The following is a 25,395-nucleotide window of genomic DNA, read 5'->3' on the forward strand; positions in this document are numbered from 1 at the left end:
AAGGAGACAGCAGACATGACAACGGCGTCTGTGCCCGCATCGGGCACCAACAAGGCTCGGGTCGGAGTCCAGCGCTTCGGCACGTTCCTGTCCGGCATGATCATGCCGAACATCCCGGCCCTGATCGCGTGGGGCATCTTCACGGCGTTCTTCATCGAGGTGGGGTGGACACCCAACGCGGACCTCGCGACGATCGTCGGCCCGTTCATCCACTACCTGCTGCCGATCATCATCGCCTACACGGGCGGCAACATCGTGTACGGCGTCCGCGGCGGCGTCGTCGCCTCGATCGGCGTCATGGGCGCGATCGCCGGGTCGGATTTCCTGATCGCACAGATCAACGCGGACCTTCCCGCCGACAACCAGCTCGGCCAGGTACACATGTTCATCGGCGCGATGATCATGGCGCCGCTGTCGGCGTACACGATGAAATGGCTCGACAGCCTCTGGGAAGGCAAGATCAAGGCGGGCTTCGAGATGCTCGTCAACATGTTCTCGGCCGGCATCTGGGGCTTCGTGATGGCCATCGTCGGGTTCTACCCGATCGCGTGGCTGGTCAACGGGCTGATGCAGATCCTCAGCAGCGGCGTCAACTGGCTCGTCGACATGAACCTGCTGCCGCTGACCAGCATCATCATCGAGCCGGCGAAGGTGCTGTTCCTCAACAACGCCATCAACCACGGCGTCCTGACGCCGCTGGGCATCCAGCAGGCGGCCGACGCCCCGAACAACGCATCGATCCTCTTCCTCCTCGAGGCCAATCCCGGCCCGGGTGTGGGTCTGCTGCTGGCGTTCACCTTCTTCGGCATCGGGGCGGCACGCGCCTCGGCGCCCGGGGCTGCCGTGATCCAGTTCTTCGGCGGCATCCACGAGGTGTACTTCCCGTATGCGCTGATGAAGCCCATGGTGATCCTGGCGCTCATCGCGGGAGGCGCGACGGGTGTCACGACGAACATGCTCCTCGGCGGAGCCCTTCGAGCGCCAGCCGCACCTGGCAGTATCTTCGCGGTGCTCGCGCAGACGGCCACGGGTTCGTACTTCGCGGTCATCCTGTCGGTGATCCTTGCCGCAGCGGTCACCTTCGTCCTCACGGCGTTGATCCTCCGGGCCTCGCGCAAGCGCGACCTCGAGGCGATGGCAGCGACGGACGATGCCTTCGGCGCCGCGATCACGCAGACGGAGGCGGCCAAGGGCAAGTCCTCCGACGCGCTCTCGGGCCTGCGCGGCGGCGCCGCCACTGGACCCGACGGCGGCATCGAGCCGGCGACCATGACCGAGCGCGAGATCAAGAACATCGTGTTCGCGTGCGACGCGGGCATGGGTTCGTCGGCGATGGGCGCCAGCGTCCTGCGCAACAAGATCAAGAAGGCGGGCATCGAGGACGTCACCGTCGTCAACAAGGCGATCGCGGCGCTGGATGCCTCGGCGGACCTGGTCATCACCCAGAACCAGCTCACCGACCGGGCGCGGCAGAAGACGCCCGGCTCGGTGCACGTGTCGGTGGACAACTTCATGAACTCGCCCCGATACGACGAGGTCGTGGACCTGGTGCGCGCGCAGCACCAGGATGGGGCGTAGCCGAGACCGCGGTGGGGCCGGGCGGGCGCTTCATGCCCTCGGCCCCATCGCCCGGCCGGCCACGGCGAGCATCGCCGCGGCGCAGGCCGCGGCATCCGTCATCCGTTGATGACAACCGGAACGAACGATGAGAGAGGCGAAGACATGGCACGCGAGGTCCTGAGCATCGGTCAGGTGCGCATCCACTCCGGAAGCGCGACGCGCAACGAGGCGATGAAGGAGGCCGCCGACATCCTGCAGGCTGCGGGCGCGGTCACCGGCGCGTACTACGACGCCATGCTGCAGCGCGAGCAGACCGTGTCGACGTACATGGGCAACGAGCTGGCGATCCCGCACGGCACGAATGAGACGAAGGGCGAGATCCTCGAGTCCGCGCTGTCGGTGGTGCGCTACGACGGCGGGGTCGACTGGGACGGCAACCCCGTCACCTTCGTCGTCGGCATCGCAGGCAAAGGCGACGAGCACCTCGAGATCCTCTCTCAGATCGCCATCCTGTTCTCGGAGGAGGACGACGTGGCGCGCCTGAAGCAGGCGCAGACGCCGGAGGAGCTCTTCAGCCTGGTGTCGGCGGCGGGCGTCTGATGAAGGCCGTCCACTTCGGCGCCGGCAACATCGGTCGCGGCTTCGTGGGACTCCTCCTTCACGAAGGCGGATACGAGCTCGTCTTCTCCGACGTGGCCGCACCGCTGGTCGACGCGATCAACCGCGCGTCGAAGTACACCGTGCACGAGGTGGGCGAAGGCGGGCGCGACACCGTCGTCACGGGCTTCCGCGCGATCAACAGCGCGGAGCATCCCGAGCAGGTGGTGGAAGAGATCGCGGGCGCCAACGTCGTCACGACCGCCGTCGGGCCGACGATCCTGAAGTTCGTCGCCCCGCACATCGTCGGGGGGCTCGCGCTGCGCGATCCGTCCAGTCCGCCGCTGCAGATCCTGGCGTGCGAGAACGCGATCAACGCCACGGATCTGCTGCGCGACGAGATCAAGGAGCTCGCGGGCGACGCCTGGGACGCGCTTGCCTCCCGTGCCGTCTTCGCGAACACCGCCGTCGACCGAATCGTGCCCGGTCAGCCCGAAGGAGGCGGAGTGGACGTCACCGTCGAGCCCTTCTTCGAGTGGGCCATCGAGCGGCCGCCGTTCGGCGACGATCCGCCCCGCATCCCGGGCGCACACTTCGTCGACGACCTCGAACCGTACATCGAGCGCAAGCTGTTCACGGTCAACACCGGTCACGCCGCCACCGCGTACTTCGGCGCCCAGGCAGGGGTGGAAGGGATCGCACAGGCGCTCGCCGACCCCCAGCTGTCCGCACGCGTCGAGGCGGCGCTCGAAGAGACGTCGGCCCTTCTCGAGGCCAAGCACGGGCTCGATGCCGAGTCCCTCGCGGCCTACCGGTCGACGATCCTGAGCCGCTTCCGCAACACCGCCCTGCCCGACACGGTGTGGCGGGTCGGCCGTCAGCCGCTGCGCAAGCTCTCGCGCCACGAGCGGTTCGTCGGCCCCGCCGCCGAGGCCGCCGAGCGCGGTCTCGGCGTCGACGCGCTGGTCGACGCAATGGGCGCGGCGCTGGCCTTCGACGACACAGAGGACGCCCAGTCGGTGGACCTGCAGCGGATGCTGCGGGAACAGGATGCCGCGACCTTCACGGCGTCCGTCACAGGCCTCGAGCCGGAGCATCCGCTGTTCACCAAGGTCGAGGCCGTCGTCGCGGCACGGCAGGCGGAACTCGGAGCCTGACCGGGCTCGCAGGTTGAGCGGCACGCGCCGGTCTACGCTCGACCGGTGACCCCGAGCGCCCCCTCCCCCGAGCCCGCACCCGACGCCGAGGCGGGATCGGAGGCCATGGCTCCATCGGCACCCAAGACCCGCCGGCGCGGTCTCCGGGTGCTGTGGTGGATCCTCGGCTCGCTCGGCGCCCTCATCGTGCTCGCCGTCGTGGGCATCGTGATCTGGAGCCAGGTCGGCGTCATGGCCGCCGAGCCGGGACCCCTTGCCGACGTGCGCGCGAACACCGCGATCGAGATCACCGACACCGACGCGGGCATCGTGCTGGCACCTGCCGGCGAGTCGGCGGACGTCGGCCTCGTGTACGTGCCGGGCGCAAAGGTCGACCCCTGGGCATATGCAGACAAGCTGTCGGGTCTCGTCGCCGAGGACGGCGTCACCGTGGTCATCACGAAGCCCTGGCTGAACCTCGCGTTCTTCGACCTGCGCCCGCTATCGGCATTCACCGACCTGGCACCCGGAATCGACACCTGGCTCGTCGGCGGCCACTCGCTCGGTGGCGTGCGCGCGTGCCAGCTGGCAACGGATGCCGACGGTCTTGCGCTCTTCGGCTCTTACTGCGCCAACGACCTGTCGACGTCGGGACTGCCCGTGATCAGCGTGTCCGGCAGCGAGGACGGCCTGTCGACACCGGAGAAGATCGCCGAGGCGAGGCCCCTCCTGCCCGACGACGCCGAGATGCACGAGATCGAAGGCGCGAGTCACGCATCCTTCGGTGACTATGGACCGCAGCCCGGCGACGGCACGCCGACGATCGCGGACGACGACATGCGCGACCAGCTCACCGAGCTCGTGGGGCCTTTCGCCCTCGCCACCGCCGGTCGCTGACCGGCGCTCCCGCCCGAAGCCGAAGCGGACTGACGTCTGGACCGCATCCACCGCGTTTCGTCTCGCTCGTTCCTCGCTCGCTCAACGACCGGACAGCCCACGTCCCGGTCGTTGAGCGAGGCAGCGCCAGCGACCGAGACGAAACGCCCCGAGCCGACGGGCCGGGCTGAGCGACCGGCACCGCCCGCCTAGACTGGAATCCCGTGACCGTCATCCTCGCTGCGATCGCGGCCTTCGTCGCTGCGGTCATCCAGCGCATCACCGGGCTCGGGTTCGTGCTCGTGCTCGTCGGGCCGATCGTCCTTCTCTACGGACCGGTCGAGGGCGTCACGATCGGCGTGCTCCTCGCGCTCGTCGCCTCCCTCGTCGCGATCCCGCTGGTGTGGCGCCAGATCGACTGGGCTCGCTCCTGGTGGCTCATCTGGCCCGGGATCGTCGCCGCCCCTTTCGGCGCCCTCCTCGTGCGGCTCCTCCCCGATGCCGCCCTCCTGCTCCTCATCGCCGGCATGGCGTACCTGGCCCTGATGGCCGGACGCATCTCTGCGCTCTCCACATCGCTGACGGGGCGCATGGGCGCCGTCGTGTCGGGCTCCGCCGCGGGCTTCATGCACGTGGCGAGCGGCCTGTCGGGCCCGCCGCTCGCCGCATACGCGGTGGGCGACCGCTGGCCGCAGCGCAGCTTCGCCGCGAGCGCGCAGCTGATCTTCGCGGTCTTCGGCGTCGTTTCGGTGGCCTTGCGAGGACTGCCGGTCACGCCGGCCGAAGACGTCGGCACCCTCGTCATCGCGACGGTCGCCGGCATCGCGATCGGCACGATCCTCTCCCGCAACGTGTCGCCGCGCATCGCCCGGGCAGCCATGCTCGCGCTCGCGTGGGCGGGCGCGACGGTGGTGCTGGTCCGCGGCATCCTGGCACTGTTCATGTGACGGCTGCCGACGTCCGACGGGCGCGGCATCCCGTCGCGGGTGCCGGATCACGCGCGGATTTCGGTTAATGCTGCTTCACGCCTAGTGTTCTGTCGGCGGAATCGTCACGCCGGCACGAGGACGTGCGCACCGACGAACGTGAGGATCAATGAGCGACCATCGTTACGCCATCATCGGCGCCGGCCCCTCGGGCCTGTCGGCGGCCCGTGCCCTGCAGAAGGCCGGGATCGACTTCGACGGCTTCGAGGCATCGCGCGGCGTCGGCGGCCTCTGGGACATCGAGAACCCGCGCTCGACCATGTACGAGTCGGCGCACCTCATCTCCTCGCGCACCACGACCGAGTTCGCCGAGTTCCCGATGCGGACGACCGCCGACTATCCGAGCCACCGCGAACTCGTCTCGTACTTCCGCGAGTTCGCCGACCACTTCGGCATCACGGAGCGGTTCCGCTTCGACACGAAGGTCACCTCGCTCGCGCGCACCGACGACGGCGGCTGGATGCTGCAGGCCGAGGGCCCTTCGACAGGCTCAGGGACCGGGGGCGGCTCAGGGACCGGCGGCGGCTCAGGGACCGGGGGCGGCTCAGGGACCGGCGGCGGCTCAGGGACCGGCGGCGGCTCAGGTACCGGCGGCGGCTCAGGCGACGGCGGCGGCTCAGGCGACGGCGGCGGCTCAGGCGACGGCGGCGGCTCAGGGACCGGCGGCGGCTCAGGGACCGGGGGCGGCTCAGGGACCGGGGGCGGCTCAGGGACCGGCGGCGGCTCGGACACCGGCTCCGCAGGCGAGCCGACGCAGCGGCGCTACGACGGCGTGATCCTCGCGAACGGCACGCTCGCCGAGCCGAACGTCCCGGCGTTCCCCGGCGCGTTCACCGGCGAGCTCCTGCACACGAGCGCCTACAAGTCGGCGACGCAGCTGACCGGCAAGCGTGTGCTCATCATCGGCGCCGGCAACTCCGGCTGCGACATCGCCGTCGATGCCGTGCACCACGCGGCATCCGTCGACATGAGCGTGCGGCGCGGCTATTACTTCGTGCCGCGCTATCTGTTCGGCAAGCCGTCCGACACGCTCAACCAGGGACGGCCGCTTCCCGCGCGTCTGAAGCAGTTCGTCGACACCAGGGTGCTGCGGGCATTCACGGGCGACCCGGTGCGGTTCGGGTTTCCGAAGCCGGACTACAAGATCTACGAGTCGCATCCCATCGTCAACACACTCATCCTCAATCACCTCGGCCAGGGCGACCTGCGCATCGTGCCCGACATCGACCGGTTCGACGGCCGCACCGTGCACTTCCGCGACGGCTCATCGGGCGAGTACGACACCGTCCTCCTCGCGACCGGCTACAAGCTCGACTACCCGTTCGTCGACCGCAGCGAGCTCGCCTGGAGCGGCATGGCGCCGCGCCTCTTCCTCAACGCGTTCACCCCGTCGTTCAACGGGCTGTACGTGATGGGCATGATCGAGGCATCCGGAATCGGCTGGCAGGGCCGGTACGAGCAGGCCGAACTCATCGCCGCCTACCTCGCGGCGCTCGAGCGCCACCCCGACCGCGCCGCGGCCTTCCGCCGGCGCGTCGCGAGCGAGGCCTGGCCCGACCTCACCGGCGGCTACCACTACCTCGGCCTGGAACGCATGTCGTACTACGTGAACAAGGACGCCTATCGCGGTGCGGTGCGAGCCGCCACCCGCCTGCTGCGGACGGATGCTGCGGCGCCGACGCCGAGCGGACCCTTCGACAGGCTCAGGGACCGGAGCAAGGACAAGCTCAGGGACCGCAGAACGTCGGCATCCATGCGCACGCCGGCTGCGAAGAAGGCGACGGCATGAACCCGGACGACGTCCTCCTCAACTTCAACCCGGGCACTCTCGTCGTGCTCAACGTGGTGCTGGGGCTCATCATGTTCGGCATCGCCCTCGACACGACGGTCGACGACTTCAAGGTGGTCGCCCGCAAGCCGAAGCCGTTCGTCATCGCGATCCTCGCGCAACTGGTCGTGCTGCCGGCCGTGACCTTCGGGCTCACTCTGATCCTGCCCGTGACGCCGTCGATGGCTCTCGGCATGATCCTCGTGGCGTGCTGCCCGCCCGGCAACATCTCGCAGGTGCTCACGCACCGCTCCGGCGGCAACGTCGCGCTGTCGGTGTCGATGACGGCGGTGTCGAACCTGATCTACATCCTCTTTCTGCCGCTCTCGGTCGCGTTCTGGGGTTCGCTGCACCCGACCGCGCGCGATCTGCTGGTGGCCGTCGAGCTCAACCCGTGGTCGATGCTGGGCGACATCCTGCTCATCATCGGCGTGCCCTTCGCCCTGGGCCTGTTCATCCGCAACCGGTTCCCCGTCTTCGCCGGCAGGGTGCAGCCGTGGGTGAAGTGGTTCTCGCTGATCGCGCTCGTCGGCTTCATCGTGGCGGCGCTCGCGGGCAACTGGTCCTACTTCGTGGCGTTCCTCGGCATCATCATCCTCGTCGTCACCATCCACGACGCCGTCGCGCTGGGCATCGGATACACGACCGCCGTCGTCGGCGGCCTCGGCACGCGGGAGCGCAAGGCGATGACGTTCGAGGTCGGCATCCGGAACGCCGGTCTCGGGCTCGGGCTCGTCTTCGCGTTCTTCGGCGGACTCGGCGGCATGGCCATCGTGGCCGGCTGGTGGGGCATCTGGGACATCATCGCGGGTCTCGCCGTCGCGGCCCTCTGGGCGCGCCACACCAAGCGGCGCACCGGGTCGGCGAAGGGCGACGCGTCGCGTCACGCACTGCGGGTCGCGGATGCCGGGGCCACCGACGCTGGAGCCGCCGGCGCCGCGGAGTCCGGCGCCTCGGATCCCGGCTCGTCGGCCTCCGGTTCCTCGGCAGGAGCCGCGGAGTGAGCCGCGCAGGCCACACCGCCGCGGCCCGTGCCGCTGCGGCGCGCAGCAGCCTCTCGACGCAGCCGACCACCCTGACCGATCCCGCCGCACTCGGTGTCCGCCGCGAGCGGGTCAGGGTGCTGGTCACCGGAGGCGCCGGCTTCCTCGGGTCGCACGTGGCCGCAGCGCTCGTCGCGCACCCGGACGTGGAACTGGTGGTGGCCGGCGATGTGCGGCGGCCGCAGCATCCCATCGACGGCGTCGTCTACGACGACTGCGATGTGACGAGCGCCGGTGGACTGGTGCCGCTGCTGGAGCGCCACCGCATCGACGTGGTCGTGCACCTCGCGGCGATCGTGAACCCCGGCCGCGATCACGACCTCGAGTACCGGGTCGACGTCGACGGCTCGCGCCACGTGCTCGAGGCGTGCGTCGAGGCCGGAGTGCGGCGCGTCGTGGTGTCGTCGTCGGGCGCGGCCTACGGCTATCACGCCGACAGCCCGGAGTGGTTGCGCGAATCCGACCCGGTGCGCGGCAACGACGAGTTCGCGTACTCCAAGCACAAGCGCCTCGTCGAGCAACTGCTCGCCGGCTACCGCACCGCACACCCCGAGCTCGAGCAGGTGGTGTTCCGCATCGGTACCATCCTCGGGCCGACCGTGCAGAACCAGATCACCGCGCTCTGGGACGGCCCGGCGCTGCTCAAGGTGCGCGGGTCCGAGTCCCCGTTCGTGTTCGTGTGGGTCGACGACGTGGCAGCCGCGATGGCGCGCGCCGCGACGTCCGGCCCGCCCGGTGTCTACAACGTGGCCGGCGACGGCCGGGTGACCGTGCCCGAGATCGCGCGACGTCTCGGCAAGCCGGTCGTGACGGTGCCGCCGGGCCTGCTCGGAATCGGACTGCGCGTGGGACGGATGCTGCGCCTCACCGTCCACGGTCCCGAACAGGTCGGGTTCCTGCGCTACCGACCCGTGCTGGCGAACGACGCCCTCAAGCGGGACTTCGGCTACACGCCTTCCAAGACCTCATCCGAGGCCTTCGAGGCCTACCTCTCCACCCACCCCGGCGTCGCCCGCCGCTGACCCGCTACCGTCTCTGCGTCGCCCCGGCTGCAGGACGGTGCGCACCGCCGCGGTCCGGCAACAACTCCGCAAGATCTACCCGAGGGCTGGCCTCACCGCCGCGGTCGGCCATGAAGTTGTCTCCATTGAGGACTTGATGACGCGCAACCCGGCGCCGGTCGGGCCGTGATTGCTCACGGCGTTGGTTGGTGAGTCGAGGAGCCCGGGCCTCACGCCGGCAGCACCAACTCCTCAGGACCGGGCGACGTTCAGCGGCAGTCCCCCAGCGACATTGCGAACGGTTATCGATCCTGAGGACTTGTGGCTCCTCCACAGCAGAGGAAGCGGTGACGAATCCCCCACTTCCGCACAGAGGCGCCAAGAGGGCGGCCGGCCGGCAACGCCGGACGACAGGGTGAAGCGCATGTTCGAACTCGCAGAGCGCTCGCTCACCAGCGGCATATCGCCGACATTCCTCAGCCGCGACGAGCTCCTGCGAATGGGCCTGACGCGGACTCGCCTCGCCCGTGCACTGGCCGACGGACGGATCGTTCGAGCACGCAAGGGACGATACATCCGCAGCGATCTGCATCCTGATCTCCTTACGGTGGCCAAGCTGGGCGGGCGGCTCGACTGTGTATCGCTGCTGCGCCATCTCGGTGTCTTCGTCCTCGCTGCCCCGGCACTTCATCTGCAGGTGGATGTCGGCGCGAGCCGGCTGCCTCTCCGCCCACCGGGGGTGACGTGTCACTGGCGGGACTCCGAGGCACCGCGCGAAGCACTGGTGTCGGACCTGGTGGAAGCACTCGCACAGTCCGTGCGATGTCAGGGGCCACGCGAGGCCATCGCCTCGCTCGACAGTGCATGGCACGCCCGGCTGATCGACGACGCTACGCTGGCGCTCGTCTTCGGGAGGCTTCCACGCAGGTACCAGGCGCTGAGAAGACTGCTCGATCCTCGAAGCGAGTCGGGTTCCGAAAGCCTCATGCGACTGATCCTGCGCACCCTCGACTGCCAGGTCGAGCTGCAGGTCCGGATCAGCGGTGTCGGCAGGGTGGACTTCGTCGTCGACGGCTGGCTCATCGTCGAATGCGACAGCGAAGAGCACCACTCGGGCTGGGCGGCGCAGAAGCACGACCGGCGGAGGGACCTCGCGGCGGCAAGGGTCGGCTACACGACGGTCCGCATCATCGCTGAGGACATCTTCCACCACCGCGACGAGGTGCGTGCGGCGCTCCAGGACGTACTCCGACACGGGCCGCGCCGCCGCACAGAGCGCAGCAACTCCTCAAACAAGGTGAGATGAGCTCGTTGTGGGCCCGAGGGTGCGCTCGCCGCACCAGAACTGAGGAGTTGTTGCGGCCGTGCCGTGGAGCAGCGGATGCCGCGGCCGCGGCATCCGCTCTCCAGAGGCCGTGGGCTACGCGTCGAAGCCGTCGGCGATGAGATCGATGAGCTCCTCGCGCTCCTCGACGGGGAGGAACGCGCCAGCGGCGGCGTTAAGCTGGAACGCCTCCAGGTCGTCGAGGCCGTACTCGAACGTCTCGGCGAGAAGCGCGAGCTCGCGCGTCAGCGACGTGCGGCTCATGGTGCGGTTGTCGACGTTCACGGTAACCGCGAAGCCCAGCTGGTACAGCAGGTCGAACGGGTGGTCCTCGATCGTGGTGCCCCAGCGCTCGATCGCACCGGTCTGCAGGTTCGACGACGGCGACAGCTCGAGCGGGATCTCGCGGTCGCGCACCCAGCGGGCGAGGTCGCCGAACTGCACGAGCACCTCTTCGCCGGCGCGCGAGACGACCTCGAGGTCTTCGGCGATGCGCACGCCGTGCCCGAGCCGCAGCGCACGGCCATCGATGAGAGCCGATCGGATGGACTCGAGGCCGGCGGCCTCTCCGGCGTGGACGGTCGCGGGGAAGAACTCCGACGCGAGGTAGTCGAAGGCGTCGCGGTGGTTCGAGGCGGGGAAGCCGTCCTCGGGGCCGGCGATGTCGAACCCGACCGCACCCCGATTGCGCCACTCGACGGCGAGACGCGCGATCTCGAGCGACCGGTCGGTGTGACGCATCGCGGTGATGAGCTGGCCGACGCGGATGTCGCGGCCACCGCGCTCGGCGGCATCCTCGCCCTCCTCGATACCCTCCTGCACGGCGGCGACGACCTCGTCGAGCGACAGCCCGCGCGTCAGGTGCTGCTCGGGCGCCCACCGCACCTCGCCGTAGATCACGCCGTCGGCGGCGAGGTCCTCGACGAACTCCCGCGCGACGCGCGTGAGGCCCTCGCGGGTCTGCATCACGCCGATCGTGAGGTCGAACGTCTTCAGGTACTCGACGAGGGAGCCCGAGTCGCTCTTCTCGGCGAACCAGTCCGCGAGGTCGTCGGGGTCGGACTCCGGAAGCTCCAGCCCGATCGCGTCGGCGAGTTCGACGATCGTCGCCGGCCGCACGCCGCCGTCGAGGTGATCGTGCAGCGACACCTTGGGGAGGCTCCGGAGGGACAGACCGTCGAGAATGGCGTCGCCGTGCTGGTCGATGGGCATGGATTTCTCCTCGGTTGCGATCGCGAGTGGGGGTGATGGACGGATGCCGCGACCCGGCGCCGCACCGGAGCCCCGGCGCGGGACTGACCCAGCCTAGGCGGTGATGCGTTCCAGGACGAGTGGAGCGGCAGCCAGCGCCTCCGCACCGATCCGCCAGGCGCCCTCGACGGCTTCGAGGGCGCGTTCGAAGCGGGAGTCATCCTCGCCGAGCAGGGTGAACAGCGGCTGACCGACGGCCACCTGATCGCCGGGCTTGACGTGAAGATCGATTCCGGCGGCGTGGAGCACCGGGTCCTCGGCACGCGCGCGGCCGGCGCCGAGGCGCCATGCGGCGATGCCGAACGGCAGCGCCTCCACGCCGGTGACGTAGCCGGCCTCGGTGGCCGTGACGGTGTGGGTCTCGTTCGGCGCCGGGAGGGCGGCATCCGGATCGCCGTCCTGGGCGCGGATCATGGCGCGCCAGGCGTCCATCGCGCGGCCGTCCCGGAGGGCCGCCTCGACGTCCGCGTCGGGCTGCCCCGCGAGCGCGAGCATCTCGCGTGCAAGCGCGACCGTCAGCTCGACGACATCGGCGGGACCGCCGCCGGCGAGCACCTCGACCGACTCGCGCACCTCGTTGGCGTTGCCGATCGCGAGGCCGAGAGGCGTGTTCATGTCGGTGAGCAGGGCGGTCGTCGCGACGCCCGAGTCCGTTCCGAGCGCCACCATGGTGCGGGCGAGCTCCCGCGCGCGGTCGACGTCGCGCATGAACGCCCCCGAGCCGAACTTCACATCGAGGACGAGCGAGTCGGTGCCCTCGGCGATCTTCTTCGACATGATGCTCGACGCGATGAGCGGAATCGCCTCCACGGTGCCGGTGACGTCGCGCAGCGCGTACAGCTTCTTGTCGGCGGGTGCGAGCCCCGAGCCGGCCGCGCAGATGACCGCGCCGACATCGCGCAGCTGCGCGAACATCTCGTCGTTCGACAGCGCCGCACGCCAGCCCGGAATCGACTCCAGCTTGTCGAGGGTGCCGCCGGTGTGGCCGAGCCCGCGGCCGGAGAGCTGCGGGACCGCCACGCCGAACGAGGCGACCAGCGGGGCGAGCGGCAGCGTGATCTTGTCGCCGACGCCGCCGGTCGAGTGCTTGTCGACCGTCGGCTTGCCGAGGCCGGCGAAGCTCATCCGCTCCCCCGACGCGATCATCGCGTCGGTCATGACCCGGATCTCGTCGCGCGTCATGCCGTTCAGGAGCACCGCCATCGCGAACGCGGCCATCTGCGAATCGGCCACATAGCCGCGGGTGTAGGCGTCGACCATCCAGCGGAGGGCAGGGTCGGGGACTGCGCCGCCATCGCGCTTGGACCGGATGACGTCGACCGCGTCGAACGGCTCCACCGCGTGCGGTTCGATGGGCTCACCGACCGCAGGGGCGGTCATCGTGCCGCCTCCTCGAGGTCGCGGGGTCCGAACGCGTCGGGCAGCACCTCGTCGATGGTCCGGATGCCCGACACGGTCTCGAGCAGCATGCCCGGGATCGCGAACTCGTAGAGCAGCTGCCGGCATCGACCGCACGGCATGATCGTGTCGCCATGGCCGTTGACGCAGACGAAGGCCACGAGACCGCCGCCGCCGGACATCTGCAGCTCACTGACGAGACCGCACTCGGCGCAGAGGCCCACGCCGTACGACGCGTTCTCGACGTTGCACCCGGTGACGATGCGCCCGTCGGTCACGAGGGCGGCCGCGCCCACCTTGTAGCGGGAGTACGGCGCGTACGCACGCTCCATGGCGTCGGTCGCGGCGGCGCGCAGCTCGTCCCAGTCGATATCGGTCACTTCAGGACTCCGTTCAGGGTGAGGAAAAGCGTCACAGGGGTCCCCTGACGTTCGGCCGAGCCCGGCGGAGCATCCGACCGACCGCTCCGGTATCCGGAGGGTCGGCGGCGGCGGATCCGGATGCCTCGGCTCGGCATCCGCCGCTCGTCACGGTATCGGCGGGCACGGTCACCCCTTGATATAGGGCTTGCCCGCGGCGGCGGGACCGCGTATCTGCCCGGCGAAGCCGGCGACGGCGAGGATCGTCACGAGATACGGCAGCATCAGCATGAACTCGCTCGGGATGGGGGTCTTCAGCACGGTGAGCAGGTTCTGCAGGTTCGTGACGAAGCCGAACATCAGGGCCGCGAGGGTGGCACGGATCGGATCCCAGCGGCCGAAGATGACGGCGGCGAGCGCGATGAAGCCGAGGCCGGCCGTCATCTCCTTGCCGAACTGCGGCACCGACACCAGCGTGAAGTACGCGCCTCCGATTCCCGCGACCGCGCCGGCGAGGGAGACGTTCCAGAACCGCGAGGTGTTCACTCGGATGCCGACGGTGTCCGCAGCCTGAGGATGCTCGCCGACGGCGCGGAGCCGCAGACCCCACCGCGTGCGGTACAGCGCCCACGCGACCAGGGCGACCGTGAAGAACATCAGGTAGACGATGAACGTCTGGTTGAACAGCACCGGTCCGATGATGGGGATGTCGCTGAGCAGCGGGATCTTGATGCGGGTGAACCGCACCGGGTTGTTCAGCAGGGACTCGTTCGGTGCGAGCAGCGCCCCGTAGAGGAAGCCCGTGAGGCCTGTCACCAGCACGTTGAGCACCACGCCGACGATGACCTGCTCGACGAGGTACTTGATCGCGAATGCGGCGAGCACGAATGCGACCAGGACACCGCCGATCATCGCCCCGATCAGTCCGACGAACGGGTTGTGCGTGATGCTGGAGAGCACCGCCGCGGTGAAGGCGCCGAGTAGCAGCTGTCCTTCGATGGCGACGTTCACGACACCGACCCGTTCACCGATCACCCCGCCGAGCGCGCCGAACACGAGCGGCACGGACAGCGAGACGGCGCCGACGAGGAGGCTCGAGACCGGCACGAGGCCGCCCGCACCCGCCCAGACGAGGAACGCGAACACCGCGAGCACCCCGAAGACGATGATCAGCCAGAGCGCGGGCGAGCGGTAGGACCACGTGTCCCACAGCGCCCAGGCGGTGAGCAGCACGAGGATTCCGAGAAGGATCCAGCACGTCGCCGCGGTGGGCAGTTCGACGTCCGGCAGGGCGAACGCGGAATCGCGGCCGCCGAGACGGAAGGTGCTCACGCCGTCGCGCGGCACGAACAGGAAGAGCGCCGCGAGCAGGAGGACGACCGCGCCCAGGACGATCGCCGTCTTGAAATGGCGCTCGCGGACGGTGACGAGCTGGATCGTCCCGTCGGCAGATGCGGTGGGGGCCAGTGCGCTCATGCCGCCACCGCCTTCTTCGCGGCCTTGGCTCTCGCCTTGGCGGCCTTCTCGGCATCCGTCTTCGGGAGGAAGAAGATCGTCCGCAGCAGCGGGGGCGCCGCGATGAACAGCACGATCAGCGACTGCACGACCAGCACGATGTCGACCGGGATGCCCTGCGCCTGCATCGAGAACGACCCTGCTTTCAGCATGCCGAACAGGATGCCGGCGGCGAAGGTGCCCCAGGCGCGGCTGCGGCCGAGCAGGGCGACGGTGATGGCGTCGAAGCCGATGCCGGCGTCGATGGTGGCGGTGAACCCGGTGGTCACCGAACCCTGGATCTGGTTCATGGCGGCGAGGCCGGCGAGGCCTCCGGCGAACAGCATCGCGTAGATGTAGATGCGCTGGACGCTGATGCCCGCGGCGCGGGCGGCGTGCGGGTTCTCGCCCACTGCTCGCATGCGCAGGCCCAGGCTCGAGCGCTCGATGATCCACCACACGAGCAGCGTCGCCAGGATGACGATGACGAAGCCCCAGTCGAGCGACGGGAAGTCGGGGCCGAACAGCTCGGGGAATCGCGCCGACTCGGGCGTGGCCGCGCTGATGGGCTGGTTCGTGCCCTCCTTCTGCAGCAGGCCGGGGGTGCGGATCATCCACAGCAGCAGGTAGTACGCCACGTAGTTGAACATGATCGTGAGGATGACCTCGTGCGCACCCGTGTACGCCTTGAGCACACCGACGAGGCCGCCCCAGAGCGCCCCGCCCACGATCCCCGCGAGGAGCGTCGCGGGCAGATGGAGCCACATCGGCAGATCGATGTGGAAGGTGAACAGCGCCGCGAACACCGCGCCCATGAGCATCTGACCGCGCGCGCCGATGTTGAACAGCCCGACGCGGAACGCGAGGGCGACACCGAGACCCGCGGCGATGAGCGGCGCGGCGAACCCGAGCGCGTTCGTCAGCGGTTTGATCTGCGCAGCGAAGTCGGCTCCGCGGGCGTTGAAGACGGCACCGCGGAAGAGCGCCTCATAGCCGCCGTAGACCGCGGACCAGGCGGCGACGAACGTGTCGCCCGGACGGGCGAAGAAGTAGACGGACGCCTGCTGGACGTCCTCGTCGGTGAGCGCGATCAGGATGCCGCCCACCAGCATGGCGAGCACGATCGCGAGGATCGTGGTGACGATGCTTCCGCGCATCAGCTCTTTGATGAAGGCGTTCGCCTTCGGGGGTGCCGGCGGCTCCTGCCCGGTGAGGGGCCCCGACATGCGGGGAAGCTGCGGGTCTATGGGACGCTCGACGCCGGCGGCGCCGGGTGTCGTACCGCTCATGCCGAGACCTCCGCATCCGTCGCGCCGGCCATCATGAGTCCGAGCACCTCGCGGGACGTGTCGCCCGGCACGACACCGACGATGGTGCCGCGGTACATCACCGCGATGCGGTCGGCGAGGGCAGCGACCTCATCGAGCTCGGTGGAGACGACGACGACGGGGATGCCGGCATCCCGCGTCTCGACGATTCGCTTGTGGATGAACTCGATGGATCCGACGTCGACGCCGCGCGTGGGTTGAGCGGCGACGAGAAGGCGCAGCTCCCGGCTCATCTCCCTCGCGATCACGACCTTCTGCTGGTTGCCGCCCGACAGCGCGCCGGCGGGCGTCGCCGGCCCTTGCGTGCGGATGTCGTATTCGGCGATCCGATCCTTCGCGAACTGCTCGACCGCTTGCCGGCGGATGGTTCCGGCCCGCACGAACTGGGCGTCGATCGAGCGGTCGAGGATCAGGTTCTCGGCGACGGTGAAGTTGCCCACCAGCCCGTCCTCCGTGCGGTCCTCGGGCACGAAGCCGACACCGGCGTCGAGGATCGCCCGGACGCTCTTGCCGACGAGCTCGACGCCGTCGAGCTCGATCGAGCCCTCGATGCGGGACGCGAGTCCCACGATCGCCTCGACGAGCTCGGTCTGTCCGTTGCCCTGCACGCCGGCGACGGCGAGGATCTCGCCGGGATGCACCTCGAACGCGACGTCGTCGACGACGACCGCACCGGTCGCGGTCAGCACGCGCAGATCCTTCACGACGAGCCCGCCCTCGCCGGGGCGAGGGGCATCCTTGTGCACGGTCAACTCGACGGCGCGGCCGACCATGAGGGAGGCGAGCTCGGCGTTGGTGGCCGTCGGCGAGGCCTGGCCGACGACCTTTCCGAGGCGGATCACGGTGATCTCGTCGGCGACCTCACGCACCTCGCGGAGCTTGTGGGTGATGAAGACGATCGACGTGCCCTCGTCTCGCAGCTGGCGCATGATCGCCATCAGCTCGTCGGTCTCCTGCGGGGTGAGCACCGCGGTGGGCTCGTCGAAGACCAGCACCTTGGCGTCTCGCGAGAGCGCCTTGATGATCTCCACGCGCTGCTGCACGCCGACCGGCAGGTCGCCGACGATGGCGTCCGGGTCGATCGCGAAGCCGAAGCGGTCGGCTACCTCGCGCACGTGACGGCGTGCGGCGCCCAAGTCGAGCACGCCGGGGCCCCTCGTGGTCTCGTGCCCGAGCATGACGTTCTCGGCGACCGTGAAGACGGGGATGAGCATGAAGTGCTGGTGCACCATGCCGATGCCGGCCGCCATGGCGTCGCCCGGTCCGCGGAAGTGCTGCACGACGTCGTCGAGGAGGATCTCCCCCTCGTCGGCCTGATACAGGCCGTAGAGGACGTTCATCAGCGTCGACTTCCCCGCGCCGTTCTCACCGAGAAGCGCATGGATGCGCCCCGGCTCCACGAGGAGATCGATGTGGTCGTTCGCGACGAGACTGCCGAATCTCTTCGTGATCCCGCGAAGCTCCAGCTTCATATCTGCACCCTATAGATTCGCTCGGCCGCGGCGCTATGCGCCGGGCGGGTGCGGGGCGTGCGCCCTGCACAAGTCGGCGGCACGTGTCGGGGCGGACAGCGGATGACCGCTGCCCGCCCCGATCGTGCCGCACAGGATTACGGAGAGTTCGGCGACTCCACCACGATGTCACCCGAGATGATCTGCTCCTGGAGCGCGGTGAGCTCGTCGAGCAGTCCGTCGGGCAGCTGCGACTCGAAGTCGTGGAAGCTGGACAGCTTGACGCCCTCGTTCTCGAGGGTGCCGATGTAGGGCTCCGGGTCGAAGTCGCCCGACGCTGCGGCGATCGTCGCGTCGTAGACGGCGACGTCGATCGCCTTCATGATCGAGACGAGCGTCAGGTCGGCGACGTCGGGGTCGGCGACCGCGAGGTCGGAGTCGACACCCAGCATCACGGTGCCGGTGCCACCATCGGTGATGGCAGCCGCAGCGCTCTGGTAGATCGGTCCGCCGACCGGCAGGATCACGTCGACACCCTGGTCGAGAACGCCCTGCGCGGTCTGCTTGGCGGTGTCGTTGGCGTCGAAGCCGCCCGTGAACGAGCCGGTCTGAGCCTCGGAGTCCCATCCGAAGACCTGGACGTCGGCGCCCTTGTCCTCGTTGTACTTCTCGACGCCCAGCTGGTAGCCGTCCATGAACACGGCGACCGACGGGATCTGCATGCCGCCGAAGGTGCCGACCTTGTTCACGCCGCTCTGTGCGGACCACGCCGCCGCGGCGTAGCCGCCGAGGTAGGCGGCCTCTGCGGTGTTGAAGACGAGGGGCTTGATGTTCGGGGCGTCGGTGGTGCCGTCGAAGTCGGTGTCGGCGTAGTCGTCGATGATCGCGTAGTTCACGTCGGGGTTCGCGAGCGCGGACTCGACGGTCGCCGCCGACAGGTTGAAGCCGACCGAGATGATCAGCGTGCAGCCCTCGGCGACCGCGGTCTCCATGTTGGGCGCGTAGTCGTTCTCGGAGGTCGACTCCAGTTCGAGCGGCTCGATGCCGAGCTCGTCGGCGGCGCGGTCCATGCCCTCCTTGGCGGACTGGTTGAACGACTTGTCGTTCCAGCCACCGGCGTCGGAGACGAGGCACGCCTGGAAGCCGTCGACGACGTCGGCGGCGCCGGCACTGTCGCTCGGGCTCGCCTCGGGCGCGGAGCCGCAGCCCGCGAGGGCCAGCAGAATACCCGCGGCGGCTGTGACGCCTACGAGCTTCTTGGTGCGTGAGATGGTCAACTCAGCCTCCACTACATTGCCCCGCGTCCTTCACGGGGACTGCACAAAGTTACCCACTGTGTCGGTGCGGTTGCATACTCCACAGCCCGCTGTTCGCGAAAGGTTACAAAGACGCAATATGCGGTGCGATCAGAAGCCGAGCAGGAAAACGGATGCCGCGGCCGCGGCTGGGCCCACGAGCCCGAGGCTCCGCTCAGCGCGAAGCGATGAGTGGAAAGGCGTGGGGACCCTCACAGCACCTCGCCGCGCCCGCTGAGCTTGAGCGCGTCGACGACGCCCTTCACGCGCTGGGCGTGCTCGCTCGTCGTGACGAGCAGCGCATCCTCGGTGTCGACGATGACGATGTCACGCACGCCGATCACGCTGATGACGCGCCGCGTCTGGCTCACCACGATGCCGCTGGCGGCGTCCGAGAGCACGCGGGCGTTCTCGCCGAGGATCGCGAGGTCGTTCTTGCGGCCGTGCGAGTTGAGCTTGGCGAGGCTCGCGAAGTCGCCGACGTCGTCCCAGTCGAAGTGACCGGGGATGACCGCGAGGCGGCCCTTCGCGGCGGCGGGCTCGGCGACCGCGTAGTCGATGGCGATCTTCTTCAGGCTCGGCCACACGCGGTCGACGACCGGTCCGCGCTCTTCCCGGTCGTCCCACGCCTCGGCGAGGTCCATGAGTCCGGCGTACAGCTGCGGCTCGTTCTCGGCGATCTCGCCGAGCAGCACATCCGCACGGGAGATGAACATGCCGGCGTTCCAGAGATAGTTCCGGTCGGCGAAGTACTCCTTCGCCGTTTCGAGGTCGGGCTTCTCGACGAAGCTGCCGACGAGGGCCGCCTCGGGCGCACCATCGATCGACAGCGCGTCGGTCTTCCTGATGTACCCGAAGCCGACGGACGGCTCGGAGGGCTGGATGCCGATGGTGCAGATGTAACCCTCGCGTGCCGTGGCGACGGCCTGGTTCACCGCCCAGTCGAAGAGCTGCGGCACGCGGATCACGTGGTCGGCCGCGAACGAGCCGATGATGACGTCGGGCTCCCGGCGCGACAGGATCGCTGCGGCGAGGCCGATCGCCGCCGTCGAGTCACGAGGCTCCGACTCGAGCACGACGTTCTTGTCGGCGATGCCGGGCAGCTCCCGCTCGACCGCAGCGCGGTGCGCACGGCCCGTCACGACGGCGATGCGGTCGGGGCCGGCGAGCGGCTCGAGCCGGTCCCAGGTGTCGCGCAGCAGGGTGCGTCCCGAGCCGGTGAGGTCGTGGAGGAACTTCGGCGCATCGGCACGCGACAGCGGCCACAGCCGGCTCCCGATGCCGCCGGCGGGGATCACGGCGTAGAAGTCGTCGATGGGTCCTGGCATGCCACCGAGGCTACCCTGACGCCTGCGCGCGTGACGGCGACCGGGCCTCCGGCCGGCCGCCGTCACGCTCCGCTCAGCCCCGCCGCGGAGAGGTGCCGGGCGTGGCGTCGCGCAGCGACTCCAGCATCGCCGTGAACGCCGGCTTCGGCGTGTAGTCGTCCTCGAAGATCGTCGCCCAGCCCTCACCGGGGAACACGTCGGGAACCCAGGAGTTCGCGTCCGGGAAGCCCCACACCGTGAAGGACGAGCAGGCGGTCACGTTCAGGCACGCCTCGAGCATCGCGTCGTAGCGCTCGGCCTGGACGGCCACCTGCTCGGGGGTCGGGCCCGTCTCACCGGGCTGCAGCGGGATGCGGACGTCCGCTTCGGTCACCGCGACCTGCAGTCCGAGCGCCGCGAAGCGCTCGAAGTTCGCCTGGATCGACGCGTCGAAGCCGTACAGCAGGCTGAGGTGGCCCTGGGCGCCGAAGCCGCCGAGCGGCACGCCGTCGGCCAGCATGCGCTGCGCGAGCGCGTAGTAGGCATCGGTCTTTTCATTGATGCCCTCCGCGTTGTAGTCGTTGAGGAACAGCACCGCCTCGGGGTCGGCCTCGTGCGCCCACCGGAACGCGTCCTCCAGGAGCGCGATCGGGTCGGCGGCGCATGCCTTGAGGAACGGGTTCGCCTCCGTGCGCAGCCGCACACCGCCGTTGTCCCACGTGTCCTGGAAGATCTCGTTGGCGACGTCCCACTCGTAGATCCGGCCCTTGAAGTGACCGACCACGGTGCGGATGTGGTCCTCGAGCACGGCACGCGCCTGGTCGCACGTCCAGGTCTGGCTCGCCGCCGTGACCCACGCCGGGTTCTGGCTGTGCCACAGCAGCGTGTGGCCGCGGACCTGCTGGTGGTTCGCCCGGGCGAAGGCGACCAGGGCGTCGGCGGACGCGAAGTCGTACACATTCGGAGCCGGGTGCACGGCATCCCATTTCATGTCGTTCTCAGGGGTGAGCGACGAGAACTGCGCGCCGAGCACCTGCTGGTACTTCGTAGGGGCGTGGCGGTCGTACTGCACGAGGTCGCGCTGCCCCCACGCGGCGCTGCCGATCGCGAGGTCGCGCGGCGCCTGCGTGCGCAGGGCGTGCTTGTCGGCGTGGCTGTGGCCGGGCGGCTCGGCGTTCGCCGCAGTCGCGCCCCAGAGAGGCAGCACGAGAGCGGCGACGGCTGTGGCCGCCAGAAGCGATCGGAGGGATCGGCGCATGGGGAAACTCCTGACATCTTTGTCTGTCATATGCGGCGCCTGGGCGACACATATGTTCTTGCGTGCAACAAACGCTAGGCCGCGCTCTCGGGCAGGGCAAAAGGTTTCGGAGCGTTTTCCACGTCGATGACGAGGGCCTGAAGATCTCTCGACGTCGAGATAAGTTAGGCCGCCCTAATCCCCCAGCCGCGCGCGACGGGAATAGGATGGTCGCAGCGCCCGCGTGACGCCGACGGCTCGCAGCACACCGCTTCGGGCCCACTTCGGGGGACGCCTCGCCGTCAGAGGCCAGCCCCACCGTGTTTCGATCCAAGGAGGACGGCCGTGTCTGCACCAGCACGCGTCACACCGTCGGTATCCGAGACCACCTCCCGAGTCCCCCGCGGCACGCTGTACCGCGGGAACGAAGGAATGTGGTCGTGGGTGCTGCACCGCATCACCGGCGTCGCGATCTTCTTCTTCCTGCTGGTCCACATCCTCGACACCGCGCTCATCCGGGTCTCGCCCGAGGCGTACGACGCGGTCATCGGCACGTACAAGAACTGGGTGATGGCCCTCGGCGAGGTCGCCCTCGTCGGCGCGATCGCGTACCACGCCTACAACGGCCTGCGCATCATCCTGGTCGACTTCTGGTCGTGGGCCACGCGCCACCAGCGTCAGCTCTGGTGGGGCGTCCTCGGACTGTGGGTCGTGACGATGCTGGGCTTCGCGCCGCGCCACCTCATGCTCGCCTTCGCTCCGGGAGGAGGCCACTGATGACCGCCATCGCCGACCCCCGCGCCCCGCACGCCCCCGCACGGCGGAAGGGTCCCAACCTCGAGAAGTGGGGCTGGATCTACATGCGCGCCTCCGGCGTGCTGCTCGTGGTCCTCATCTTCGGTCACCTCTTCGTGAACCTGATGCTCGGCGAGGGCATCCACGGCATCGACTTCGCCTTCGTCGCCGGCAAGTTCGCCTCGCCGTTCTGGCAGTGGTGGGACGTGCTGATGCTCTGGCTCGCACTGATCCACGGCGCCAACGGCATGCGCACGATCGTGAACGACTACGTGACGCACCCGACCACCCGCCGAGTGCTGGTGTGGGCGCTGTGGCTCGCCGCGGCATTCCTCATCGTCCTCGGAACCCTCGTGGTCTTCACCTTCGACCCGTGCCTCGGCTTCGACGCCGATACCGCGTCCGACGTCATCGTCAGCATCTGCGCATAGCGTTCGGGCTTTTCCCCGAGCATCGACCACCGAAAGCATCCAGCGTGAGCACTGAGACCCCTGCCGGCACCGAGAGCATTGCAAGCTACGTCAAGGACGGCGTGCACTACCACCAGTTCGACATCGTCATCGTGGGCGCCGGCGGCGCCGGCATGCGGGCGGCCATCGAAGCCGGACCGGGTGCGCGGACGGCCGTCATCTCGAAGCTGTACCCCACGCGTTCGCACACGGGTGCGGCGCAGGGCGGCATGGCGGCGGCGCTCGCCAACGTCGAAGAGGACTCGTGGGAGTGGCACACCTTCGACACCGTCAAGGGCGGCGACTATCTGGTCGACCAGGATGCCGCGGAGATCCTCGCAAAGGAGGCCATCGACGCGGTCATCGACCTCGAGAACATGGGCCTGCCGTTCAACCGCACGCCGGAGGGCAAGATCGACCAGCGCCGCTTCGGCGGCCACACCGCCGACCACGGCAAGACGCCGGTGCGCCGCGCCTGCTACGCCGCCGACCGCACCGGTCACATGATCCTGCAGACGCTGTTCCAGAACTGCGTCAAGCTCGGCATCAACTTCTTCAACGAGTTCTACGTGCTCGACCTCGTCACCGTGGGCGAGGGCAAGGACAAGCAGATCGCGGGCGTCGTCGCCTACGAGCTCGCCACGGGCGAGCTGCACGTCTTCCAGTCGAAGGCCGTCATCTTCGCCACCGGCGGCTTCGGCAAGATCTTCAAGACCACCTCGAACGCGCACACCCTCACCGGTGACGGAGTGGGCATCATCTGGCGCAAGGGCCTGCCGCTGGAAGACATGGAGTTCTTCCAGTTCCACCCGACCGGACTCGCGGGGCTCGGCATCCTGCTCACCGAAGGTGCGCGCGGCGAGGGCGCCATCCTCCGCAACGTCAGCGGCGAGCGGTTCATGGAGCGGTACGCCCCCACCATCAAGGACCTCGCGCCTCGCGACATCGTCAGCCGCTGCATGGTGCAGGAGGTCGCCGAGGGCCGGGGCGCCGGTCCGCATCGCGACTATGTGCTCCTGGACTGCACCCACCTGGGCGCCGAGGTGCTCGAGACGAAGCTCCCCGACATCACCGAGTTCGCCCGCACGTACCTCGGCGTCGACCCCGTCGTCGAGCCCGTGCCGGTGATGCCCACCGCGCACTACGCGATGGGCGGCATCCCGACCAACAACGACGCGCAGGTGCTGAGCGACAACACCACCGTCGTGCCCGGCCTGTACGCCGCCGGCGAGTGCGCCTGCGTCTCGGTCCACGGGTCCAACCGCCTCGGCACCAACTCGCTGCTCGACATCAACGTGTTCGGCAAGCGCGCCGGGCGCAACGCCGTGGAGTACGTCAAGACCGCCGACTTCGTGCCGCTCCCCGAGGATCCCGCCGCCGAGGTGCGCGGCCTCATCGAGGGCCTGCGCAACAACCAGGGCACCGAGCGCATCGCGGTGCTCCGCAAGACGCTGCAGGACGAGATGGACCGCAAGGCCCAGGTGTTCCGCACCGACGAGTCGCTCGGCGAGGTGCTCGACGTCATCGAGGAGCTGCGCGAGCGCTTCAAGAACGTGCACGTCGACGACAAGGGCAAGCGCTACAACACCGACCTGCTCGAGGCAGTGGAGCTCGGCTTCCTCCTCGACATCGCCGAGGTCGTCGTCGTGACAGCCCGAAACCGCAAGGAGAGCCGCGGCGGCCACATGCGCGACGACTTCCCGCACCGCGACGACGAGCAGTACATGCAGCACACGATGGCCTACCTGTCGGGGGATGCCGGGTCTTCGCACTCCGACGACCACATCCGCCTCGATTGGAAGCCCGTCGTCTTCACGAAGAACGAAGCCGGCGAGTTGCGCTACCCGCCGTTGGAGAGGAAGTACTGATGTCGACGCTGGCCCCAGTAGAGACGCCTGCCGACGCCGCCACCGAGGTCGAGACCACGGACGACACCGGCATCCAGTCGTTCCTGGTCACCTTCATCATCCGCCGGTTCAACCCGGAGGTCGACGAAGAGCCGCGCTGGGTCGACTACGACGTGGAGCTGTACTCGACCGACCGTGTGCTGGACGCCCTGCACAAGATCAAGTGGGAGGTCGACGGGTCGCTGACCTTCCGCCGATCCTGCGCACACGGGATCTGCGGCTCGGACGCGATGCGCATCAACGGCCGCAACCGACTCGCGTGCAAGACCCTCATCAAGGATCTCGACATCTCGCAGCCCATCTACGTCGAGGCGATCAAGGGCCTTCCCCTCGAGAAGGATCTCGTCGTCGACATGGAGCCGTTCTTCGCGTCGTACCGCGAGGTGCAGCCGTTCCTGATCGCGAACTCGAAGCCCGAGCCGGGCAAGGAGCGCATCCAGTCGATCGTCGACCGCGAGGTCTTCGACGACACCACGAAGTGCATCCTGTGCGCGGCATGCACCTCGTCGTGCCCGGTCTTCTGGACCGACGGGCAGTACTTCGGCCCCGCCGCGATCGTCAACGCGCACCGCTTCATCTTCGACTCGCGCGACGACGCCGGCGACGTGCGCCTCGACATCCTCAACGACAAGGAGGGCGTGTGGCGCTGCCGCACCACCTTCAACTGCACCGAGGCGTGCCCCCGTGGCATCGAGGTGACGAAGGCGATCGCCGAGGTCAAGCAGGCCGTCCTCCGCGGACGCGCGTAGCACTTCTCCCCCGTTGGCGGACGG

Annotated in this window: 22 protein-coding genes; 13 read left to right on the forward strand and 9 right to left on the reverse strand. The window is 69.0% G+C overall.

Going from position 1 to position 25,395, the window contains the following annotated elements; translation table 11 throughout:
• The first annotated feature begins 15 nt into the window (after positions 1 to 15).
• The 9 genes from NCG93_RS11335 to NCG93_RS11375 all read left to right on the forward strand — a co-directional run bounded on the left by NCG93_RS11335 (position 16) and on the right by NCG93_RS11375 (position 10,333).
• Positions 16 to 1,578 carry a PTS mannitol transporter subunit IIBC gene (locus NCG93_RS11335; RefSeq protein WP_194414156.1) on the forward strand — a complete coding sequence of 521 codons (1,563 nt, stop codon included), beginning with the start codon at positions 16 to 18 and terminating at the stop codon, positions 1,576 to 1,578.
• A 144-nt stretch (positions 1,579 to 1,722) separates the two neighbouring features.
• Positions 1,723 to 2,160: a PTS mannitol transporter subunit IIA gene (locus NCG93_RS11340; protein ID WP_194414157.1), complete on the forward strand. Its 438-nt coding sequence runs from the start codon at positions 1,723 to 1,725 to the stop codon at positions 2,158 to 2,160.
• On the forward strand, positions 2,160 to 3,314 hold the full coding sequence (locus tag NCG93_RS11345) for a mannitol-1-phosphate 5-dehydrogenase (RefSeq protein WP_194414158.1): 1,155 nt from the start codon (positions 2,160 to 2,162) through the stop codon (positions 3,312 to 3,314). The genes NCG93_RS11340 and NCG93_RS11345 overlap by 1 nt, the downstream gene beginning before the upstream one ends.
• A 105-nt stretch (positions 3,315 to 3,419) precedes the next feature.
• Positions 3,420 to 4,190, forward strand: coding sequence for an alpha/beta hydrolase (locus tag NCG93_RS11350; RefSeq protein WP_194414935.1), 771 nt, complete (start codon positions 3,420 to 3,422; stop codon positions 4,188 to 4,190).
• A 203-nt stretch (positions 4,191 to 4,393) separates the two neighbouring features.
• Positions 4,394 to 5,116, forward strand: a complete 723-nt coding sequence (locus NCG93_RS11355; protein ID WP_194414159.1) for a TSUP family transporter — start codon at positions 4,394 to 4,396, stop codon at positions 5,114 to 5,116.
• A 148-nt stretch (positions 5,117 to 5,264) separates the two neighbouring features.
• The gene (locus NCG93_RS11360; protein ID WP_241741846.1) at positions 5,265 to 6,944 is read left to right on the forward strand and encodes a flavin-containing monooxygenase; all 1,680 of its coding nucleotides are present in this window, start codon (positions 5,265 to 5,267) and stop codon (positions 6,942 to 6,944) included.
• The gene (locus NCG93_RS11365) at positions 6,941 to 7,987 is read left to right on the forward strand and encodes a bile acid:sodium symporter family protein (protein WP_194414160.1); all 1,047 of its coding nucleotides are present in this window, start codon (positions 6,941 to 6,943) and stop codon (positions 7,985 to 7,987) included. Before NCG93_RS11360 ends, NCG93_RS11365 begins: the two co-directional genes overlap by 4 nt.
• Positions 7,984 to 9,048, forward strand: a complete 1,065-nt coding sequence (locus NCG93_RS11370) for an SDR family oxidoreductase (RefSeq protein ID WP_252787523.1) — start codon at positions 7,984 to 7,986, stop codon at positions 9,046 to 9,048. The genes NCG93_RS11365 and NCG93_RS11370 overlap by 4 nt, the downstream gene beginning before the upstream one ends.
• Before the next feature lie 403 nt (positions 9,049 to 9,451).
• Positions 9,452 to 10,333 carry a DUF559 domain-containing protein gene (locus NCG93_RS11375; RefSeq protein WP_241741847.1) on the forward strand — a complete coding sequence of 294 codons (882 nt, stop codon included), beginning with the start codon at positions 9,452 to 9,454 and terminating at the stop codon, positions 10,331 to 10,333.
• 114 nt (positions 10,334 to 10,447) lie between these two features.
• On the opposite strand, the gene NCG93_RS11380 is transcribed toward NCG93_RS11375, so the two are convergent.
• From NCG93_RS11380 to NCG93_RS11420, 9 genes are all read right to left on the reverse strand, one after another.
• Positions 10,448 to 11,563: an adenosine deaminase gene (locus tag NCG93_RS11380; RefSeq protein ID WP_194414161.1), complete on the reverse strand. Its 1,116-nt coding sequence runs from the start codon at positions 11,561 to 11,563 to the stop codon at positions 10,448 to 10,450.
• 93 nt (positions 11,564 to 11,656) lie between these two features.
• Positions 11,657 to 12,982 carry a thymidine phosphorylase gene (locus tag NCG93_RS11385; protein WP_194414162.1) on the reverse strand — a complete coding sequence of 442 codons (1,326 nt, stop codon included), beginning with the start codon at positions 12,980 to 12,982 and terminating at the stop codon, positions 11,657 to 11,659.
• Positions 12,979 to 13,380: a cytidine deaminase gene (locus tag NCG93_RS11390; protein WP_194414163.1), complete on the reverse strand. Its 402-nt coding sequence runs from the start codon at positions 13,378 to 13,380 to the stop codon at positions 12,979 to 12,981. The genes NCG93_RS11385 and NCG93_RS11390 overlap by 4 nt, the downstream gene beginning before the upstream one ends.
• A 168-nt stretch (positions 13,381 to 13,548) precedes the next feature.
• Positions 13,549 to 14,835, reverse strand: a complete 1,287-nt coding sequence (locus NCG93_RS11395; protein ID WP_194414164.1) for an ABC transporter permease — start codon at positions 14,833 to 14,835, stop codon at positions 13,549 to 13,551.
• Positions 14,832 to 16,142 carry an ABC transporter permease gene (locus NCG93_RS11400; protein WP_194414165.1) on the reverse strand — a complete coding sequence of 437 codons (1,311 nt, stop codon included), beginning with the start codon at positions 16,140 to 16,142 and terminating at the stop codon, positions 14,832 to 14,834. Before NCG93_RS11400 ends, NCG93_RS11395 begins: the two co-directional genes overlap by 4 nt.
• The gene (locus NCG93_RS11405) at positions 16,139 to 17,653 is read right to left on the reverse strand and encodes an ABC transporter ATP-binding protein (protein WP_194414166.1); all 1,515 of its coding nucleotides are present in this window, start codon (positions 17,651 to 17,653) and stop codon (positions 16,139 to 16,141) included. The genes NCG93_RS11400 and NCG93_RS11405 overlap by 4 nt, the downstream gene beginning before the upstream one ends.
• Before the next feature lie 137 nt (positions 17,654 to 17,790).
• Positions 17,791 to 18,909 (reverse strand): BMP family lipoprotein, encoded by a 1,119-nt coding sequence (locus NCG93_RS11410; protein ID WP_194414167.1) that lies wholly within the window; start codon positions 18,907 to 18,909, stop codon positions 17,791 to 17,793.
• A gap of 230 nt (positions 18,910 to 19,139) precedes the next feature.
• Positions 19,140 to 20,255 carry a mannose-1-phosphate guanylyltransferase gene (locus tag NCG93_RS11415; protein WP_194414168.1) on the reverse strand — a complete coding sequence of 372 codons (1,116 nt, stop codon included), beginning with the start codon at positions 20,253 to 20,255 and terminating at the stop codon, positions 19,140 to 19,142.
• Between the two features lie 73 nt (positions 20,256 to 20,328).
• Positions 20,329 to 21,492 (reverse strand): endo-1,4-beta-xylanase, encoded by a 1,164-nt coding sequence (locus NCG93_RS11420; RefSeq protein ID WP_194414169.1) that lies wholly within the window; start codon positions 21,490 to 21,492, stop codon positions 20,329 to 20,331.
• A gap of 324 nt (positions 21,493 to 21,816) precedes the next feature.
• On the opposite strand from NCG93_RS11420, the gene sdhC reads away from it, so the two are divergent.
• Genes sdhC through NCG93_RS11440 form a run of 4 tightly spaced genes read left to right on the forward strand, consistent with a single transcriptional unit; the run spans position 21,817 to position 25,371 of the window.
• Complete coding sequence (gene sdhC, locus NCG93_RS11425; RefSeq protein WP_163620584.1) at positions 21,817 to 22,248, forward strand: succinate dehydrogenase, cytochrome b556 subunit; 432 nt, start codon at positions 21,817 to 21,819, stop codon at positions 22,246 to 22,248.
• Positions 22,248 to 22,697, forward strand: a complete 450-nt coding sequence (locus NCG93_RS11430; RefSeq protein ID WP_194414170.1) for a succinate dehydrogenase hydrophobic membrane anchor subunit — start codon at positions 22,248 to 22,250, stop codon at positions 22,695 to 22,697. The genes sdhC and NCG93_RS11430 overlap by 1 nt, the downstream gene beginning before the upstream one ends.
• Before the next feature lie 44 nt (positions 22,698 to 22,741).
• Positions 22,742 to 24,583 (forward strand): succinate dehydrogenase flavoprotein subunit, encoded by a 1,842-nt coding sequence (gene sdhA, locus NCG93_RS11435; protein ID WP_194414171.1) that lies wholly within the window; start codon positions 22,742 to 22,744, stop codon positions 24,581 to 24,583.
• Positions 24,583 to 25,371 carry a succinate dehydrogenase iron-sulfur subunit gene (locus NCG93_RS11440; protein WP_194414172.1) on the forward strand — a complete coding sequence of 263 codons (789 nt, stop codon included), beginning with the start codon at positions 24,583 to 24,585 and terminating at the stop codon, positions 25,369 to 25,371. Before sdhA ends, NCG93_RS11440 begins: the two co-directional genes overlap by 1 nt.
• Positions 25,372 to 25,395 lie beyond the last annotated feature (24 nt).

It is taken from the genome of Microbacterium yannicii, assembly GCF_024055635.1.
GTDB classification, from domain to species: domain Bacteria; phylum Actinomycetota; class Actinomycetes; order Actinomycetales; family Microbacteriaceae; genus Microbacterium; species Microbacterium yannicii.